General features: G+C 62.3%; 14 protein-coding genes. 5 read left to right on the top strand and 9 right to left on the bottom strand.

Translation table 11 applies throughout. The features are described from left to right. The first annotated feature begins 157 nt into the window (after positions 1-157). Positions 158-4,342, top strand: a complete 4,185-nt coding sequence (locus PW947_RS23020) for an ESPR-type extended signal peptide-containing protein (protein WP_366146139.1) — start codon at positions 158-160, stop codon at positions 4,340-4,342. Positions 4,343-4,548: 206 nt separating this feature from the next. Here PW947_RS23020 and PW947_RS23015 read toward each other — a convergent pair whose 3' ends face one another. From PW947_RS23015 to bamE, 4 genes are all read right to left on the bottom strand, one after another. Further along, positions 4,549-5,049 carry a biopolymer transporter ExbD gene (locus PW947_RS23015; RefSeq protein WP_299634715.1) on the bottom strand — a complete coding sequence of 167 codons (501 nt, stop codon included), beginning with the start codon at positions 5,047-5,049 and terminating at the stop codon, positions 4,549-4,551. 90 nt (positions 5,050-5,139) lie between these two features. Further along, a complete protein-coding gene (locus tag PW947_RS23010; protein ID WP_299634714.1) occupies positions 5,140-5,856 on the bottom strand; it encodes a MotA/TolQ/ExbB proton channel family protein in 717 nt (238 codons plus the stop codon). Between the two features lie 103 nt (positions 5,857-5,959). Then, a complete protein-coding gene (gene dapB / locus PW947_RS23005; RefSeq protein ID WP_299634713.1) occupies positions 5,960-6,757 on the bottom strand; it encodes a 4-hydroxy-tetrahydrodipicolinate reductase in 798 nt (265 codons plus the stop codon). A 148-nt stretch (positions 6,758-6,905) separates the two neighbouring features. Continuing rightward, positions 6,906-7,760: an outer membrane protein assembly factor BamE gene (gene bamE, locus PW947_RS23000; RefSeq protein WP_299634712.1), complete on the bottom strand. Its 855-nt coding sequence runs from the start codon at positions 7,758-7,760 to the stop codon at positions 6,906-6,908. Positions 7,761-7,916: 156 nt separating this feature from the next. Between bamE and fur the strand changes: the two genes are divergently transcribed. Beyond that, positions 7,917-8,345 (top strand): ferric iron uptake transcriptional regulator, encoded by a 429-nt coding sequence (gene fur, locus PW947_RS22995; protein ID WP_299634711.1) that lies wholly within the window; start codon positions 7,917-7,919, stop codon positions 8,343-8,345. A 143-nt stretch (positions 8,346-8,488) separates the two neighbouring features. Here fur and gap read toward each other — a convergent pair whose 3' ends face one another. Further along, positions 8,489-9,499, bottom strand: a complete 1,011-nt coding sequence (gap, locus tag PW947_RS22990; RefSeq protein ID WP_299634710.1) for a type I glyceraldehyde-3-phosphate dehydrogenase — start codon at positions 9,497-9,499, stop codon at positions 8,489-8,491. 96 nt (positions 9,500-9,595) lie between these two features. Further along, positions 9,596-11,626: a transketolase gene (gene tkt / locus PW947_RS22985; RefSeq protein ID WP_299634709.1), complete on the bottom strand. Its 2,031-nt coding sequence runs from the start codon at positions 11,624-11,626 to the stop codon at positions 9,596-9,598. 467 nt (positions 11,627-12,093) lie between these two features. Here tkt and speE point away from each other — a divergent pair, with 467 nt between their 5' ends. The 3 genes from speE (at position 12,094) to PW947_RS22970 (ending at position 14,248) form a co-directional block, all read left to right on the top strand. Next, positions 12,094-12,975, top strand: a complete 882-nt coding sequence (gene speE, locus PW947_RS22980) for a polyamine aminopropyltransferase (protein ID WP_299634708.1) — start codon at positions 12,094-12,096, stop codon at positions 12,973-12,975. A 99-nt stretch (positions 12,976-13,074) separates the two neighbouring features. Beyond that, entirely contained in the window at positions 13,075-13,488 is a 414-nt protein-coding gene (locus PW947_RS22975) for a VOC family protein (RefSeq protein ID WP_299634707.1), read from the top strand. 19 nt (positions 13,489-13,507) lie between these two features. Continuing rightward, positions 13,508-14,248 carry a 16S rRNA (uracil(1498)-N(3))-methyltransferase gene (locus PW947_RS22970; RefSeq protein WP_299634706.1) on the top strand — a complete coding sequence of 247 codons (741 nt, stop codon included), beginning with the start codon at positions 13,508-13,510 and terminating at the stop codon, positions 14,246-14,248. 92 nt (positions 14,249-14,340) lie between these two features. Here the strand turns inward: PW947_RS22970 and PW947_RS22965 are convergent, their stop codons facing one another. The 3 genes from PW947_RS22965 to PW947_RS22955 form a co-directional block, all read right to left on the bottom strand. Then, on the bottom strand, positions 14,341-14,901 hold the full coding sequence (locus tag PW947_RS22965; RefSeq protein WP_299634705.1) for a barstar family protein: 561 nt from the start codon (positions 14,899-14,901) through the stop codon (positions 14,341-14,343). A 16-nt stretch (positions 14,902-14,917) separates the two neighbouring features. After that, positions 14,918-15,301: a ribonuclease gene (locus PW947_RS22960; protein WP_299635967.1), complete on the bottom strand. Its 384-nt coding sequence runs from the start codon at positions 15,299-15,301 to the stop codon at positions 14,918-14,920. A gap of 481 nt (positions 15,302-15,782) precedes the next feature. After that, entirely contained in the window at positions 15,783-18,077 is a 2,295-nt protein-coding gene (locus PW947_RS22955) for an NADP-dependent malic enzyme (protein WP_299634704.1), read from the bottom strand. Between the last annotated feature and the right edge of the window lie 77 nt (positions 18,078-18,154).

The following is an 18,154-nucleotide window of genomic DNA, read 5'->3' as shown; positions in this document are numbered from 1 at the left end:
CCTCTGATCGAGTCTTATACGAGCAATCCATAGACTGGTTTCTGTCGCGCCAAGTTTGTTTAGCACAGTCACTTAGACGGGCGGTTGCAACGTGCAGCCTCCCCTTTTCCGCCGCAGCCAGCGCACTGCACAGAAATCTCGTTATCAGGATCGAATCATGAACGCATCGTTTAAGAGCATTTGGAATGCAGTTACTGGGACTTATGTGGCAGCGCCGGAGAGTGCGAAGGGACGGGGGAAGAAGAGTAAGAGCAAGAAGGTGTTGCTGGCTGCGGTGTTGGCAACTGGCGCGAGCGCTGGTGCTTCGATGGATGCGTATGCCAGTGGGTTGGATGGCGGCACGGTTGCGGTTTCGAATCAGGTTGCGATTGGAACCGGGGCGAAGGTGACTTTGGCTTCAGGTGATGGTGGTCGGGGAGTCGCGATCGGTTGGAATGCGCAGTCGAATGGTGCTTATTCGGTTGCGCTGGGCGGTGATTCCGACGCATCGGGAAACCAGAGTACGGCATTGGGTGTTAAGGCCAATGTTGGGGCGGGCACGGTCAGCAGCACTGCAGTTGGTTATAGCGCGACAGCTACGGGTAGTGGTGCGACCGCGCTTGGCGCTCTATCGCAAGCGTCGAATCTCATGAGTTCGGCCGTAGGTTTGTCTAGCGTTGCCTCGGGATACGTTTCTACTGCGTTAGGCGCAAACAGTGTTGCTTCTGGAAGTAACTCGGTGGCGATCGGTAGCTATTCCGCCGCAACCCGGGATAACACAGTGTCCGTCGGTACGTCTGGGGCAGAGCGCCAGATTGTCAACGTCAAGGCTGGCACGTCGGATACGGATGCAGTGAACGTTGCGCAACTGAAGTCAGCGGGTCTGAGCACCGACACCGCCGGCAACATCACAAACGCATTCGTCGCCTACGACAGCACGTCGAAAGACAAGGTGACGCTGGCGGGTGGCGCAGCAGGCACGACGATCACCAACGTGAAGGCAGGTGGACTGAGCGCGACCAGCACGGACGCGGTGAATGGTTCGCAGCTGTTTGCGACCAACGCGAACGTCTCGACCCTGCAGACAACGGTCAACAACATCAGCAATGGCTCCGGTTCCCGCTATTTCAAGACTGGCGGCAAGGCGGATGGTACGGACGATGCGTATGCAGAGGCGCAATCGGTGGCGATCGGCGCTGGATCCAATGCTTTCAGTGCCCACTCGGACTTTAACCCCACGTCATACACCAATACGGTCGCAATCGGTAATAGCGCAAAGAGTGCCGGTGGCGGTGCGATCGCGATCGGCGACACGGCCACTGCGAACTTCACCAGCATTGCGATCGGTGCGGGCGCGAACACGTCAGGTGGCGGCCGCAGGAATGTGGCATTGGGTATCGACAGTTCCGCAACTGCTTGGGATGCAGTGGCATTAGGCTCGAGCTCGGTTGCGGACCGCAACAACACCATCTCGGTGGGCCGTCAGGAAATCAAGGATGTTGACGGTAACGTTACACAAACGGCGAGTACCCGCCAGATCGTGAACATGGCCAAGGGCACGGCGGACACCGATGCGGTGAACGTGTCGCAACTCAAGGGCGTGACGGGCGCACTGGGCGGCGGAGCGGCAGTCAATGCAGACGGCTCGGTCAAGGCCCCGAGCTACGTTGTGCAAGGCGCGACGAAGAGCGACGTTGGCTTGGCACTGGCCTCGCTGGACACGGCAACGACGAAGAACGCCGGCGATATCACGACGCTGAACACGACGGTCAACAACATCAGCAACGGCACGGCCGGCCTGGTGCAGCAGAACGCGACGACCAAGGCGATCACGGTTGCGGGCACGACGGCAGGCACGACGGTGGACTTCACCGGGACGGCCGGCACGCGTCAGCTGAAGGGTGTGTCGAAGGGCACGTCGGATACGGATGCAGTGAACGTTGCGCAACTGAAGTCAGCGGGTCTGAGCACCGACACCGCCGGCAACATCACGAACGCATTCGTGGCCTACGACAGCACGTCGAAAGACAAGGTGACGCTGGCGGGTGGCGCAGCAGGCACGACGCTCACCAACGTGAAGGCAGGTGGCCTGAGCGCAACCAGCACGGACGCAGTGAACGGTTCGCAGCTGTTCGCAACCAACACGAACGTGTCGACGGCACAAACCACGGCGGATGCAGCGAAGACGGCAGCATCGACGGCGCAGACGACGGCTGACACGGCAGCGGCCGCAGCCTCGAACGCAGTGCAGTTCAGTGCGACCGGCGGTAACGCGGACGTGAAGAACAAGAAGCTGGTGAACGTGGCCGCAGGCACGTCGAACACGGATGCAGTGAACGTCGCGCAACTGAAGGCCGCAGGTCTGAGCACGGACACCGCAGGCAACATCACGAACGCATTCGTCGCCTACGACAGCACGTCGAAAGACACGGTAACACTAGCAGGCGGCGCAGCAGGCACGACGATCACCAACGTGAAAGCCGGCACCCTGAACGCCACGAGCACCGACGCAATCAACGGCTCCCAACTCTTCGCCACCAACGCGAACGTGACGAAAAACACCACCGACCTCACCACCCTGCAAACAACCGTCAACAACATCAGCAACGGCGCAACCGGCTTGGTCCAACAGGACGCAACGACCAACACAATCACCGTAGCCAGCAAAACCGCAGGCACGACCGTCGACTTCACCGGCACCGCAGGTCCGCGCAAACTCGTCGGCGTGGCATCGGGCGCAGCAGACACCGACGCCGTCAACATGTCGCAACTCACAGCGACAAACGACCGTGTCATCGCAGGCGAAGCCGCCATCACCAACCTCGACACCCGCGTCACACAGAACGAATCCGGCATTTCGACGCTGAACACCAATGTCAGCAACCTCGACGGTCGCGTCTCCACTGTCGAAAGCAGCGTCACCAACCTGACTCAACAGTTGAATTCCGGCGACGTCGGCCTCGTCCAGCAAGACGCCTCGACGGGCAACATCACTGTGGCGCACGCTCTCTCCGGCGCAAGCGTCGATTTCGCGGGCACCACGGGCGCGCGCGTTCTCACCGGCGTCGCCGCGGGCACGGTCGGCGCATCCAGCAAGGACGCGGTCAACGGCACCCAGCTCTACAGCGTGAGCACGTCGGTTGCCGACGCGATGGGCGGTGGCTCGACCGTCAACGCGGACGGCTCGATTTCCGCGCCGAGCTATGTGATCGACGGTCAGACCGTGCACAACGCCGGCGATGCGATCGCAAACCTGAACACGCAGATCAGCAACATCAGCACTCAGATCAACACGGGTGGTCTCGGCCTGGTCCAGCAGAACGCGTCCAACGGTTTCATTACGGTCGGCGCGGCCTCCTCGGGTTCCGTCGTGGATTTCAGCGGCACGCAAGGTGCACGTGTCCTGACGGGCGTCGCTGACGGCGCAGTCAACAGCGCCAGCGTCGATGCGGTCAACGGCAGCCAGTTGTTCGCCGTGCAAGAAAATCTCCAACAACAGATCGCCAGCATCGGCACGCAAATGACGATGATCGACGGCCGGGTAACCAACGTCGAAGTCAACGGCATCAGCAATGCCACGGCATCGGGTGACAACAGCACCGCGACCGGCTCGAATTCGACCGCGTCGGGCAGCAACGGCACAGCCAGCGGTGCAAACTCGACGGCTTCGGGCGACAACAGCACGGCGACGGGCGCAAACTCGGCCGCTTCGGGCAACAACAGCACAGCCAGCGGTACAAACTCGATGGCTTCCGGCGACAACAGCACGGCGACGGGCGCAAACTCGACCGCTTCGGGCAACAACAGCACGGCGAACGGTGCGGACTCGATCGCGTCTGGCAACAACAGCACCGCGATGGGCCATCACGCCAAAGCCACCGGCGACAACTCGGTTTCGATCGGTGCGGATTCCGTCGCCGACCGCGACAACACGGTATCGATGGGCACGTCGGGTCACGAGCGTAAGATCACCAACGTCGCAGCGGGCACGCAGGCAACGGACGCGGTCAACCTCGGCCAGATGAACGATGCGCTGAAGAACGCAGTCGGCAATCTGCCGGCCGGCATGTCGGCCAAGGACTACACCGATCAGCAGATCAACACGGTCCAGCACTCGGTCAACACAGTCGCGAAGAACGCATACGCCGGTGTTGCCGCGGCAATGGCCATGCCGAATATGACGCCTTCGGCACCGGGCAAAACGGTCGTCGCCGCCGGCGCGGGTTCTTACAAAAGCGGCGCGGCATTGGGTGTCGGCGCAACGTATCGCTCGCGCAATAACAAGTGGCTGGTCAACGGTGCGGTATCGACGACATCCACGGGCGATATGGGCGTGCGTGCACAGGTCGGCCGTGAGTTCTAAGCGATGAATCCGTCGGAGCGCGCTGCAAGTTAGCGCGGCTCCCGTCGGAAGAAAATGAAGATGTACTTGAGCGCGGCAGGCTGGAAACAGCGTGCCGCGTTTTTATTTGTCGATTCGACTAACGATGCGTGGTTTCACGCAATCACCGATATTTCGCAGGCTGCATCGCGAGCGGCGATCGATCGTTTGATCGCCGCCGACGGGACTCAAGGTGCGAGCTGCGCCGCGCCTGCCGGCGGCGGCGGGTCGGTCACAAAACCAATCCGCTCGAGTCCAGCCTGCTGCGCCGCGCCCATCACCTGCGCGATGACCTCGTAACGCGTCGAACGCTCGGCGCGCAGATGGATTTCGGGCTGATTCGCGGCCGGATCGGAGGCATCGGAGGCATCGGCGGCATCGGCGGAATCGGCGGTGTTTGCGTCTTTGGCGGCTTGCGCGAACTGTGTGCGCATCTGCGCGAGTGTGATCGGCGTGCCGTTCCAGTACAGCTTTCCGGCGGCGTCGATAGACAGCGAAATGGTTTTGGGCGTCTGCTTCACGGGCGCGGCGGCGACCTTCGGCAGATCGAGCCGGATCGCGTGCGTGAACAGCGGCGCGGTAATGATGAAAATCACCAGCAACACCAGCATCACGTCGATCAGCGGCGTCATGTTGATTTCCGCCATCGGCGCTGCCGTCTGTTTCTTGTCGAGTCCGCCGAATGCCATCGAGATCTCCGGATGCGGGACGAGGCTTGGGAGCCGTTTGCGCCGTTTGCGCCGTTTGCGCCGTTTGCGCCGTTTGCGCCGTTTGCGTCGTTAGCGGACGCGGTCCGCCGTCACAGCGCTGGAACGCGTCGTATCGACGCTTTTTTCGGCGGGCGCGCACACGTAGGCGTGCAGATCGTGCGCGAAACCGTCGAGTTCTTCGGACAGTTGACGCGCGAGCCGCCCGAGCACGTTGTAAGCCAATACAGCGGGAATCGCGACGACGAGACCGAACGCGGTCATGATCAGCGCCTCGCCGACCGGACCGGCGACGTTTTCGATCATCGCCTGTCCGCTCGACGCGATGCTACCGAGCGCGTGATAAATGCCCCACACCGTGCCGAGCAAGCCGACGAACGGCGCCGTGCTACCCACCGACGCCAGCAGCACCTGCCCGAACTCCAGCCGGCGTTGCGACGCGTTGAGCGCCTGACGCAACGCGCGCAGCACGCGCTCGCTACGCTCGACGCGCGCCAGCAACGCACCGGGAATCTCGATTTCCGCCGCGGTCAGCGCGGCTTGCGCGAGCGGCGTGAAGACGCGCTCGCTGTCGGTGCGCCGGATTACCGCGACGCCGTCGGCCAGCGTCGACGCTTGCCAGAAACCGGCGATCGCGCGAGCGGCCTGGCGTTTCGCGCGGCCCAGCATCCAGCTTTTGACGAAGATGAAACACCAACTCGCCACCGACATCGCGAGCAGCACGTAAGCCACCGCATGCGTTATCGCGTCGCTGGTTTGCAGATAGTGAACGATGCCTGTGCCTGCCATCGGATCTCACGGTGAATGCTGCGTGAAAGGAATCGGCGAGGAAACGGTGAAGCATTGCGGTTCGGCGCGCGGCAACGATCCGCGCGGCCGGACGACGCCGGATTTACCGCAGGCCGAGCACGTCCTGCATATCGAACAGGCCGTTCGCGTGGCCTTCGAGGAAATGCGCCGCGCGCAACGCGCCTTGCGCGTACGACAGACGGCTTGCCGATTTGTGCGTGATTTCGATGCGTTCGCCGATACCCGCAAACAGCACCGTATGATCGCCGACGATGTCGCCGCCGCGAATGGCCGCGAAACCGATCGTGGACGGATCGCGTTCGCCCGTCACGCCTTCGCGACCGTAGACCGCGCAGTCGTCGAGATTGCGGCCGAGCGCATCGGCGATGACTTCGCCCATGGCCAGCGCAGTGCCCGACGGTGCATCGACCTTATGGCGATGATGCGCTTCGATGATTTCGATGTCGTAACCGGTGGACAGCTGTTTGGCCGCGAATTCGAGCAGTTTTAGCGTGACGTTCACGCCGACGCTCATATTGGCCGCGAACACGATGCCGACCTTTTCCGACGCGGTGCGCAGTTGCGCCTTTTGCGCGTTGTCGAAACCGGTGGTGCCGATCACGAGTTTCACGTCGTGGCGCAGCGCAGCGTCGATGTGCTTCAGCGTGCCTTCCGGACGCGTGAAATCGATCAGGTAATCGGATTCCGCGAACACACGGTCGATGTCGTCCGTCAGCTTGACGCCGGTCTGTTTGCCCAGCAACGCGCCGGCGTCCTCGCCAACGTGCGATGAGCCCGCGGGAACCAGTGCGCCGGACAGCGTGGCTTCGGGATCGTTGAGAACGGTTTCGATCAGCATCCGGCCCATACGGCCCGACGCGCCGGCGATAGCAATTTTCATGGCGGTCATTGTGCGAACGGTGTGCCCACTGCGACGCGCAGGCGCCACAACGAACGAAAGAGCAGAGGAAACGAAACGGATGAAGCGGTGAAACGGTGTGAATGACGGGCCCGCGTTGCGAAGCCCGTCATGGTGACGGACAGCGGAATCAGCCGCCCGTTCCCGACGTCGTCGGGTTGGAGGTCAGCGGCGCGTTGTGCGTCGGACCACCGTTGCTGCTGCTTTGCGTGCCGGACGTGTTGCCGTTGCTGCTGCTCGGCGACGATGCCGGCGTCGGGCCGACCGGATTGTCTTGCGGCTCGCCCTGAATGACCGGCGGCGCCGGACGCTGGATCTGGATCTGCGGCTTGCCGGCCGTCGTGGCGCCCGGCGGCACACCGCCGCCGTTGGCCGTCGGCGTGCTGGCGCGGGCCGACGACGTGATCTTGCCAGTCGGCGCTTGCACCGCGTTCGTCAGACGGTTCGCGGCTTGTGCGGCTTCCGCGTTGGCATCCACTGCTCCCGATGCACCGCCCGCAGGCTGCGCAGGCGCCGTGGCGCTTGCAGCGGCCAGCGGCGCGCTGGCTGCGGCCGGCGCGCTTGCCAGCGTGGTCGGCTTCGCTTTCTTGCCCGCCTTGTCGCCGTCGATTTCCGCGAGCAGTTCGAGGTTGGACGGCAGATCTTCGCCGCCCGTCCAGCTGGCCAGACGGTCACCCGAGAACAGCAAGGTCAGGTCGCGCTGTTGCACGACATTGGTCGAGCCACGCTTGAAATAGAACACGTAGTCCCAGCGGTCCGCATGGAACATATCGGTCAGAAGCGGCGTGCCGAGCAACTGGCGCACTTCCGTCCGCGACATGCCAGCCTTCAGCTGTGCAGCGGTTTCCGCCGACACGAAATTGCCTTGCACGACGGTAATGCGGTACGGCGTGATGCTTTGAGCGACGCGTTGCGTAAGGCTGTCGTAGGTAGAGCAACCCGCCAGTACCGAGACAATTGCCGCGGCGATAAAGGTACCCCGCATGCGGCTCCCCCGGTAGATCAGTTGAGATTTTGAAATCATTTCACTCACCGTGCGGGCCTTCTCAGCCACGCGAGTTTCATTCCATCGAATGATGACCTGAACAGCAAAAACACATTACTATTAGAACCCTGCATTGTACTCTAGGGATCCCTTGTCATGACTAATCCAACCGATCTCAAGAACATCGGGCTCAAGGCGACCCTCCCCCGCCTCAAGATTCTGGAAATTTTCCAGCACAGCCCGGTGCGCCACCTGACCGCTGAAGATGTCTACCGTAATTTGCTGCACGAAGAACTCGATATCGGGCTTGCAACCGTGTATCGCGTTTTGACCCAATTCGAGCAGGCAGGCCTGCTTTCCCGTAGCAACTTCGAATCCGGCAAAGCCGTGTTCGAGCTGAATGAAGGCACGCACCACGACCATCTGGTGTGCCTCGACTGCGGTCTCGTCGAAGAATTTTTCGACCCCGAAATCGAGCGCCGTCAACAATCTGTCGCAACCGAACGCGGCTTCAAGCTGCAGGAACATGCGCTGGCACTGTACGGCGCCTGCACAAAAGAAAACTGTCCCCACCGAAAGCATTGATTGCGTCGGCTGTCACCGGCTTGCACCGGTGACATCTTCGCCGCAAATGAAAAAAAAGCCGCTCATCCGAGCGGCTTTTTTGCTTGCTGAAGCTTACGACGTAATGCCTTACTGACGAAAGCCGTACGTCGCCTTGCCGATGCTTACTTCGCGTTAGCGAGCGCCACTGCCGTATCCAGCATGCGGTTCGAAAAGCCCCATTCGTTGTCGTACCAGCTCGACACCTTCACGAGACGACCCGACACCTTCGTCAGCGTCGAATCGAACGTCGACGAAGCCGGATTGTGGTTGAAGTCGATCGACACCAGCGGTGCGGTGTTGTAACCGAGGATGCCCTTCAACGCGCCTTCCGATGCTTCCTTCATGATCGCGTTGACTTCTTCGACCGTCGTGTCGCGCGCGGCGATAAACGACAGATCGACGACCGACACGTTGATCGTCGGGACGCGGATCGCGTAGCCGTCGAGCTTGCCGTTCAGTTCCGGCAACACCAGACCGACCGCCGAAGCCGCACCGGTCTTGGTCGGGATCTGGCTATGCGTGGCCGAACGCGCGCGGCGCAGGTCTTCGTGATAGACGTCGGTCAGCACCTGGTCGTTCGTGTACGCGTGGATCGTCGTCATCAAACCGTTGACGAGACCGATCTTGTCGTTCAGCGGCTTGACCATCGGTGCCAGGCAGTTGGTCGTGCACGATGCATTCGAGATGACCGTGTCCGATGCCTTCAGCACGTTGTGGTTCACGCCGTAGACGATCGTGGCGTCGACGTCTTTGCCGCCCGGCGCCGAGATGATCACCTTCTTTGCGCCGCCCTTGATGTGCGCGCTGGCCTTTTCCTTGGTCGTGAAAAAGCCCGTGCATTCCATCACGACGTCGACGCCCAGCTCGCCCCACGGCAGTTCTGCCGGGTTGCGGTTGGCCAGCACGCGGATCCTGTCGCCGTTGACGACGAGGTAATCGCCATCCACCGACACTTCGCCCGGGAACTTGCCGTGCGCCGTGTCGTATTGCGTCAGATGGGCGTTGGTCTTGGCGTCGCCGAGGTCGTTGATGGCAACGATCTCGATGTCGTGCTTCTTGCCGTTTTCATAGAAGGCGCGCAGCGTGTTGCGGCCGATCCGGCCGTAGCCGTTGATTGCGACGCGAATCGTCATGGTCTATCTCCTGATGGCTGAAAAAAATTTCGTCCAGACTACATTCGTTGAGTCCGTCGTGGCGCGCTCATAGCGCGGCACGACGACATGCGCTAATCAGTCGAGCGCGGCCTTCGCCGTATTCACCACGTTCTCGACGGTAAAGCCAAAATGCTTGAACAGCACGCCAGCCGGGGCCGATTCGCCGAACGTGTCGATTCCGACCACGCCGCCTTCCAGACCCACGTACTTGCGCCAGAAATCGCTCACGCCCGCTTCGATCGCGACGCGGCGCACGCCCTTCGGCAGCACGCGTTCGCGATATTCGGCGTCCTGGCGATCGAACACCGTCGTAGCCGGCATCGACACCACACGCGCCGCGATGCCTTCGCGCGCCAGCGGCTCGACCGCGTTCAACGCGAGTTCGACTTCCGAACCCGTCGCGATCAGGATGATCTTGCGCGCGACGATTTCGTCGTTCCAGTCGCGCAGCACGTAACCGCCCTTCGCGATATTCGCGATCTGTGCGTCGGTGCGTTCCGAGAACTTCAGGTTCTGACGGCTGAAGATCAGGCACGACGGACCCTTGTGCTCGATAGACTGCGTCCACGACACGGCCGTTTCGACCGTATCCGCCGGACGCCACACGTCCAGATGCGGAATCAGACGCAGGCTGGCGACGTGCTCGATGGACTGGTGCGTCGGGCCGTCTTCACCAAGGCCGATCGAGTCGTGCGTGAACACGAAAATGGACGGCGCCTTCATCAATGCCGCGACGCGCAACGCGTTGCGGCTGTAATCGGAGAACGTCAGGAACGTGCCGCCGAACGGCTTGTAGCCGCCGTGCACGGTCATGCCGTTGATCGCCGCGCTCATGCCGAATTCGCGCACGCCGTAGTTGATGTGGTTGCCCCACTGGATGCCGGTTTCGCCAGCCTTGGGCGCGCGGACCGGCTTCGAGGCCTTCCAGTTGGTCAGGTTCGAACCGGTCAGATCGGCGGAACCGCCCAGGAGTTCCGGCAATGCTGCGGCGAGGCCTTCGATAGCCTGTTGCGATGCCTTGCGGGTGGCGACGGTTTCCGCGCGCTCGTTCGCGCCGGCGATGATCGCCGCGGCCTTTTCCGACCAGTCGGCCGGCAGCTTGCCAGCGGCGCGGCGTTCGAACTCGGCGGCTTCCTGCGGATACTTCGCGCGGTACGCGGCGAACGCGTCGTTCCACGTGCCTTCGAAACGCGCGCCGGCGTCCTTCGCGTCCCATGCGGCATAGACTTCTTCCGGAATGACGAACGGCTCCCACTTCCAGCCGAGCGCTTCGCGGGTGGCCGCGATTTCCTTGTCGCCGAGCGCCGCGCCGTGCACGTCGTGGCTACCCGCCTTGTTCGGCGAGCCTTCGCCGATCACCGTCTTGCAGCAGATCAGCGTCGGCTTGTCCGATGCCTTGGCCTTGACGATTGCCGCGTCGATCGCGTCGACGTCGTGGCCGTTCACGGCCGGGATCACGTTCCAGCCGTACGCTTCGAAGCGCTTCGGCGTGTCGTCGTGGAACCAGTTGACGACGTCGCCGTCGATCGAGATGCCGTTGTCGTCGTAGAACGCGATCAGCTTGTTCAGCTTCAGCGTGCCGGCAAACGAGCAGGCTTCGTGCGAGATGCCTTCCATCAGGCAGCCGTCGCCGACGAACACGTATGTGTGGTGATCGACGATCTTCGCGTCGGCCTTGTTGAATTCAGCCGCGAGCAGCGACTCCGCGAGCGCCATGCCGACAGCGTTCGCCAGACCTTGACCCAGCGGGCCCGTGGTCGTTTCGACGCCCGGCGTGATGCCGAATTCCGGGTGACCCGGCGTCTTCGAATGCATCTGGCGGAAGTTTTTCAGCTCGCCGATCGGCAGGTCGTAGCCGGTCAGATGCAGCAACGAGTACAGCAGCATCGAGCCGTGCCCGTTCGACAGCACGAAGCGGTCGCGGTCGGCCCAATGCGGGTTCGTGGGGTTGTGGCGCAGGTGACGCGACCACAGCGCCACGCCGATCTCGGCCATGCCCATCGGCATGCCGGGGTGACCGGAATTCGCTTGTTGAACGGCGTCCATGGCCAGAGCGCGGATTGCATTGGCCATCAGGGAGGTGGGTGCGGAAGACGGGATCGTCATGTCGAGTCCGGAGAACGAGAAAGCGGTGCGCGCGGCGGTCCGGTTGCTCGGCGGCCAGTCTGCTTCGGCGCACGATGCGGCGCCGGAAGACGCGAAACGGGCAAAGCAATCGGACAAGGCTGCAAAGCAGAGCATTCTAGCAGAAGGCAGCCCGTATTCCCCGCCGAACAGACCGTCGGAAAGCGCCGTCGAGCATTGCCGGGCGGGCCTGACGGATAAAAATGCGGGCGTGCCGGGGACGCGGACGGCGCGCGGACGATCTGTCGATCGCGTGTCGTCGGGGCGTGACGACGTTGCCGAAACCGTGTTGCCGCGCGAGCGATGGTCGGCACCGATCGCGCGGTTGACGGATGCGCTGACGCTGGCCCGTCGCGCGTTGCATGGTTTGGCGGCCCCGTCCGGCCGCGCACCGACGCGCCTCTATAATGTCCGCATCACCGCCCTTCCGCGTTCGACCGCGCCTCGTTTTGAGCCACTCACTCGTGTTTCAGCCGTCTGCGGACGCGATCTACGGTTTTCCCGGCGCGCAGTTGCTCGAACGCGTGGACTCGCCGTTTCAGCGGATCGAGGTGTGGGACACGCCGCGGCTCGGACGTCTGTTCACGCTCGACGGCCGCCCGATGACATCGACCGGCGACGAATTCATCTATCACGAGTCGATGGTGCATCCGGGCGCGATTGCCCATCCCGGACCGGCGCGCGCGCTGGTGCTCGGCGGCGGCGACGGCGGCGCCGCGCGGCAATTGCTGAAGCATCGGGAGATCGAGCGGATCGTCGTCGCGGAACTCGACGCCGACGTGATCCGTCTGACGCAGCAGTATTTGCCCGACGTGCACGGCGGCGCATTCGACGATCCGCGTGTCGAGGTGGTCGTCGGCGATGCCGCGGATTTCGTCGCTCGCGCGAGCATCGATCCGCAGGAGCGTTTCGATCTCGTGATCTTCGATCTCACGCCGCCCGACTCACCTGCCGCCAGCCTGTACACGCCGGCGTTTTACGCACAGATCAAGCGCGTGATGAACCCGCAGGCAACGCTGTCGCTGCACCTCGGTTCGCCGTATTTTCACGCGGCGCGTGTGGCCGCACTGCTCGACGATCTGTGCGCGTCGTTCGACACGGTGCGACCGCTCGCGACGTTCGTGCCGCTGTACGGATCGCCGTGGATGATGGCGTCCGCGAGCGACGCGCTCGACCCCGCCGCGTTGACGGGCGCAGATGTTGCGGACCGGTTGTCCGCCCGACAGATTGAGCATCTGAAGTGGTACGACGCGGCGTCGCACGTGAGCCTGTTCGCCTCAGGTGCCGCGGCCCGCGATAAACTAAGTCAATTCTTAAAGCCATTGAGATAGCGCGGCAGGAGAATGCGTGGTTCGGTTGACCTTTGCAGTACAAGTTGACCTTTCCTGGCATTGCAGTCTTGCTGCGCGTACCAAGATCCGGAGTATTCCATGACCGCCTTCCGCCCAGCCGGTGTGCCCTGGTTGACCCCTTATCTGACGGTCCGCGACGCGCGGACCGCCATTGCGTTCTTCGAGGCCGCGTTCGGCTTCGAAGTGCGCGACAGCGTCCAGGACGACGGTGTCGTAATGCATGTCGAGATGACGTATCAGGATCAACTGATCGTGATGTTTGCGCCGGAAGGCGCGTTCGGTTCGACGGCACGCACACCACGGAGCGCGGGCGCGATTGCACCGCAATCGTTTTATCTCTATGTCGACGATGTCGACGCGGTTTATGCGCGGGCCCTCGCGGCCGGCGCGAAATCGCTGAGCGAGCCACAGGATCAGTTCTGGGGCGACCGGTTCGCCCAGATCGAAGATCTGGACGGCTACCGCTGGGCGCTCGCTCGCCACCTTTCGTGAACTAATGAGTATTTTTCTGATGCCTCGCTTCTTCGTCGGTACCACTCTGAGGCCCGGCGACATCATGCAGCTCCCCGATGACGTCACGCGCCACATCCAGGTTTTACGCCTTCAGGCCGGTGATTCGATCGTGCTTTTCAACGGCGAAGGCGGCGAATACAGCGCCGAACTCGTCGAAGTCGAGCGCCGTTCGGTCACCGTCAAAATCCGCGACTATCGCCAGATCGAGGTCGAACCGCCATACCAACTGACGCTGGCGCAAGGCATCGCGGGCGGCGACAAGATGGACTGGCTGATCGAAAAGGCCGTCGAACTCGGCGTGTCCGGTTTCATCCCGCTGACCACCACGCGCAGCGTCGTGCGCCTGTCCGGCGAACGCGCGCAGCGCCGTCACGCGCATTGGCAAGGCATCGTGCGCGCCGCGTGCGAGCAGTGCGGCCGCAACCGGCTGCCCGAAGTCGCGCCGGTGCGTGAAATCGCGACATGGCTCGGCGCGTTGCCGCGTTCGCCGGAAGAAGGCGAAATGCGTCTGCTGTTGTCGCCGCGTGCGAGTATCAGCTTTTCCGCGCTGCCCACGAGTCCGCCGCATGGCCGCGTGACCTTGCTGGTCGGGCCGGAAGGCGGCTTTTCCGCTGCCGAAGAAGCCGCGGCCACGAGCCACAACTTCACTGCCGTCGGGCTCGGTCCGCGCGTGTTGCGCACGGAAACGGCCGGTATCGCGGTGCTCGCCGCACTCGCCTCGCGATGGGGCGGCTGGTGATTATCCCGCCGTAACTCGTGGGTGAAAATCACACGCAAAAAAAGAAAGGCCCGCATCTGCGGGCCTTTCTTTTTGACGCCGAAGCGTCTGGTTCACGCAAACGAATAGAACACGCGGAACGGCACCTTGCGCTCCGCCCAGAATTCCGCGGCTTCGCGGAACACGTCGAGCAGCGTCTCGCGCCCTTCCTTGTCGAACTTCTGCGCGACCGGCAACGCTTCCAGCACGATCACGAAGCCCGGCTGCGCGCCCGCCTTATGCACGGACTCGGTCAGGCAGTCGTACAACGCGTCGTAGTTCTTGCCAAAATGCTTCGGAAACAGAAACGACGTCGAAATCGTTTCGAGCACTTCCTGCTTGCTTTGCGCGTTCGCCGTGTAGGCGTACAGAAAATGCTGGCCCAGATGGGCCGCTTCGTCGGCCAGATCCTGCACGCGGAACGCGCGAATCGACTGTACGATGTTCGGTCGCACGGTCTTGAAAAGACTCATGGGCTCCTCGTTCGATGTTGGCACAGTGCTGGTTTCGCTCTGGGCGTCCGTGCCCTGGCCGACGCTGCGCATCTGCATGACGCGCTGGAACAGGTTGCCGTCGCCGGCCGCGAACAGATCCGTCGCGACTCCGGTGTCGTGCGCGTAGATGTTGTCGCTCATGCCGTTCATCCCGATGTCATTCAACAATACGTTTAAAACTGGTGTAGTGGTCGTCTGAGTAGTAACAGTTGTCGGTCCGCTGCAATGGACCTCCGCAGACGATGCGGCGCCCGCCGCGATTGCGCGCGCGAGGCGTGGGAACGGTGTATTCGTGGTAATAGCCGCGCCGGTGAGACGCCAGCAACCGCTCGCGATTGCCGAATACGATGCCGTCCTTCTCATACGGATAAGGCCCGCCTGCGGCAATCAAGTTCAAAGTATTGACTGCTTCACGCGGCAATCGCGCCGCCGCGATGGTGGTTTGTGTGTCAAAACCGTTGCTGGCGGATGTTGCATCGCCACGTGCCCACGCCGTCGTGACGCCAGACCCGTAAAAAGTACCGAACATCACAGCGCCCATCAGCACGCTGCCGTAGACCCACTTGCGTGCCATCTTTCAGGTTCCCCGCAATCAAAATCACGAGCTTGACGACCATGAAAGACGTAAGGGTATCGCTAATGGCCTTTGGAATCAACGCTCGTTCGGCAAACGAACAACCGTGCCCGGTTGCGAACGACGCTTCCATCGGCCCAAAAGCCGCGCGGACCGTCGATTTGACAACTCTTGACAGACCTTTCTAGCTTACGCGAGATAAGATTCAACCAACGACGTGTCGATGCAAAAAACCGACGCGTCGGACCTCGGCGTTTTCAGGTTGATCTTTTGGGTGGCAGTCCCCGCTCGCCCGACGGCGTGTCCATTGCGGACACGCTTTTTTTCGGATGAAGCGCGCGGGCAGGCAGCAGACGCTGCGCAAGCGGTAAAACCGGGGCGAATCACCCCAAACCGGCTAAAACAATGCAGTGCGCCGGTCAACCGGCGCACTGTACAGCGCTCAAACTCAGCGCGCCGCCATCACGTCGGCGACCAGCAGCGCCGTCATGTTGACGATCCGGCGAACCGTAGCCGACGCCGTCAGCACGTGCACCGGCTTCGCCGCGCCGAGCAGCATCGGCCCGATCGCAATGTTGTTGCCGGCCGCCGTCTTCAGCAGGTTGTACGAGATGTTGGCTGCGTCGATATTCGGCAGCACCAGCAGGTTCGCGTCGCCTTCCAGCGTCGATTCCGGCAGGATCTCGCGGCGAAGATTCGCGTCCAGCGCGACGTCGCCGTGCATTTCACCGTCAACCTGCAAATCCGGCGCACGTTCTTTCAGCAATTCGAGCGTTGCGCGCATCTTCAGCGCGGTCGGCGCATTGCTCGTGCCGAAGTTCGAATGCGACACCAGCGCAACCTTCGGTTCGATCCCGAAGCGACGCACTTCCTCGGCTGCCATGATCGTGATCTCGGCCAGCTCTTCCGGCGTCGGATCGACGTTCACGTGCGTATCGACGATGAAAATCTGACGGCCCGGCAACACCAGCGCGTTCATCGCGGCGTACACGCTGCAACCTTCGCGCTTGCCGATCACCTGATCGATGAAGTGCAGGTGACGGTGCGTCGTGCTGATCGTGCCGCAGATCATGCCGTCCGCTTCGCCCTTCTTCACCAGCATCGAGCCGATCAGCGTCGTGCGGCGGCGCATTTCCAGCTTCGCCATCTGCGCGCTGATGCCCTTGCGCGCCATCATCTCGTGATACGACTTCCAGAAATCGCGATAGCGCTCGTCGTGATCCGTGTTGACGACCGTGTAATCCTGGCCTGCGACCAGACGCAGGCCATAACGCGCGATACGCTGCTCGATCACCGCCGGACGGCCGATCAGGATCGGCTTCGCAAGCTTTTCGTCGACGACGATCTGCACCGCGCGCAGCACGCGCTCTTCCTCGCCCTCGGCGAACACGATGCGCTTCTTGTCCGACTCGACGCTGCGCGCCAGTTGGAAAATCGGCTTCATCGTCGTACCGCTGTGATAGACGAATTGCTGCAGATGCTGCTCGTACGCGTCCATATCTTCGATAGGACGGGTAGCGACGCCCGAATCCATCGCCGCCTTGGCCACCGCCGGCGCGATCTTGACGATCAGACGCGGATCGAACGGCTTCGGAATCAGGTATTCCGGTCCGAACGACAGATCCTGAATGCCATACGCCGTGGCGACGATATCGCTCTGTTCCTGACGCGCCAGTTCCGCGATGGCATTGACCGTCGCGATTTCCATTTCACGCGTCACCGTCGTCGCGCCCGCATCCAGCGCGCCGCGGAAGATGAACGGGAAACACAGCACGTTGTTGACCTGATTCGGATAGTCCGTGCGGCCCGTGCACAGCACCGCGTCCGGACGCACTTCCAGCGCCAGTTCCGGCAGGATTTCCGGCGTCGGGTTGGCAAGCGCGAGAATCAGCGGCTTGTCACCCATCTTCTTGACCATGTCTTGCTTCAGCACGCCACCGGCGGACAGACCCAGGAAAATGTCGGCGCCTTCGATCGCTTCGGACAGCGTGCGCGCGTCGGTTTCGCGGGCGAAACGCTCCTTGTCCGGGTCCATCAGTTCGACGCGGCCCTTGTAGACCACACCGGCCAGATCTGTCACGAGGATGTTTTCGAGCGACAGGCCGAGGTCGACCAGCAGGTCCAGACAGGCCAGCGCGGCAGCACCTGCGCCCGACGCGACCAGCTTGACCTTCGAAATTTCCTTGTTGACCACTTTCAGGCCATTCGTGATGGCCGCGGCCACGACGATCGCGGTACCGTGCTGGTCGTCGTGGAAGACCGGGATCTTCATGCGCTTGCGCGCTTCGCGTTCGACGATAAAGCAGTCCGGCGCCTTGATGTCTTCGAGGTTGATCCCGCCGAAAGTCGGTTCCAGCGCAGCGATCACATCGACCAGCTTGTGCGGGTCCGATTCGTTCAACTCGATGTCGAACACGTCGATACCGGCGAACTTCTTGAACAGGACAGCCTTGCCTTCCATGACCGGCTTCGACGCGAGCGGGCCGATATTGCCGAGCCCCAGCACCGCGGTGCCGTTGGTCACCACGCCCACGAGGTTGCTGCGCGCGGTGAAGCGGGCTGCGTTCAGCGGATTTTCGACGATCGCTTCGCACGCGAACGCGACGCCGGGCGAATAGGCCAGCGCGAGGTCGCGCTGATTGATCATCTGCTTGGTCGGTGCGATTGCGATTTTCCCGGGTGTCGGGAATTCGTGATAATCGAGGGCTGCTTCGCGGAGTTTGCTATTGGCGGGAGTCGACATAAGGCGGGCTTTGAAGGCAGATTAGAATAGGTGTTCGACCGCATTGTAGCGCCAATCCCCCGGCCAATTCCTTCAAT

Source organism: Paraburkholderia sp. (genome assembly GCF_028283785.1).
Classification (GTDB): domain Bacteria; phylum Pseudomonadota; class Gammaproteobacteria; order Burkholderiales; family Burkholderiaceae; genus Paraburkholderia.
This window is presented reverse-complemented; position numbering and strand designations above follow the sequence as displayed.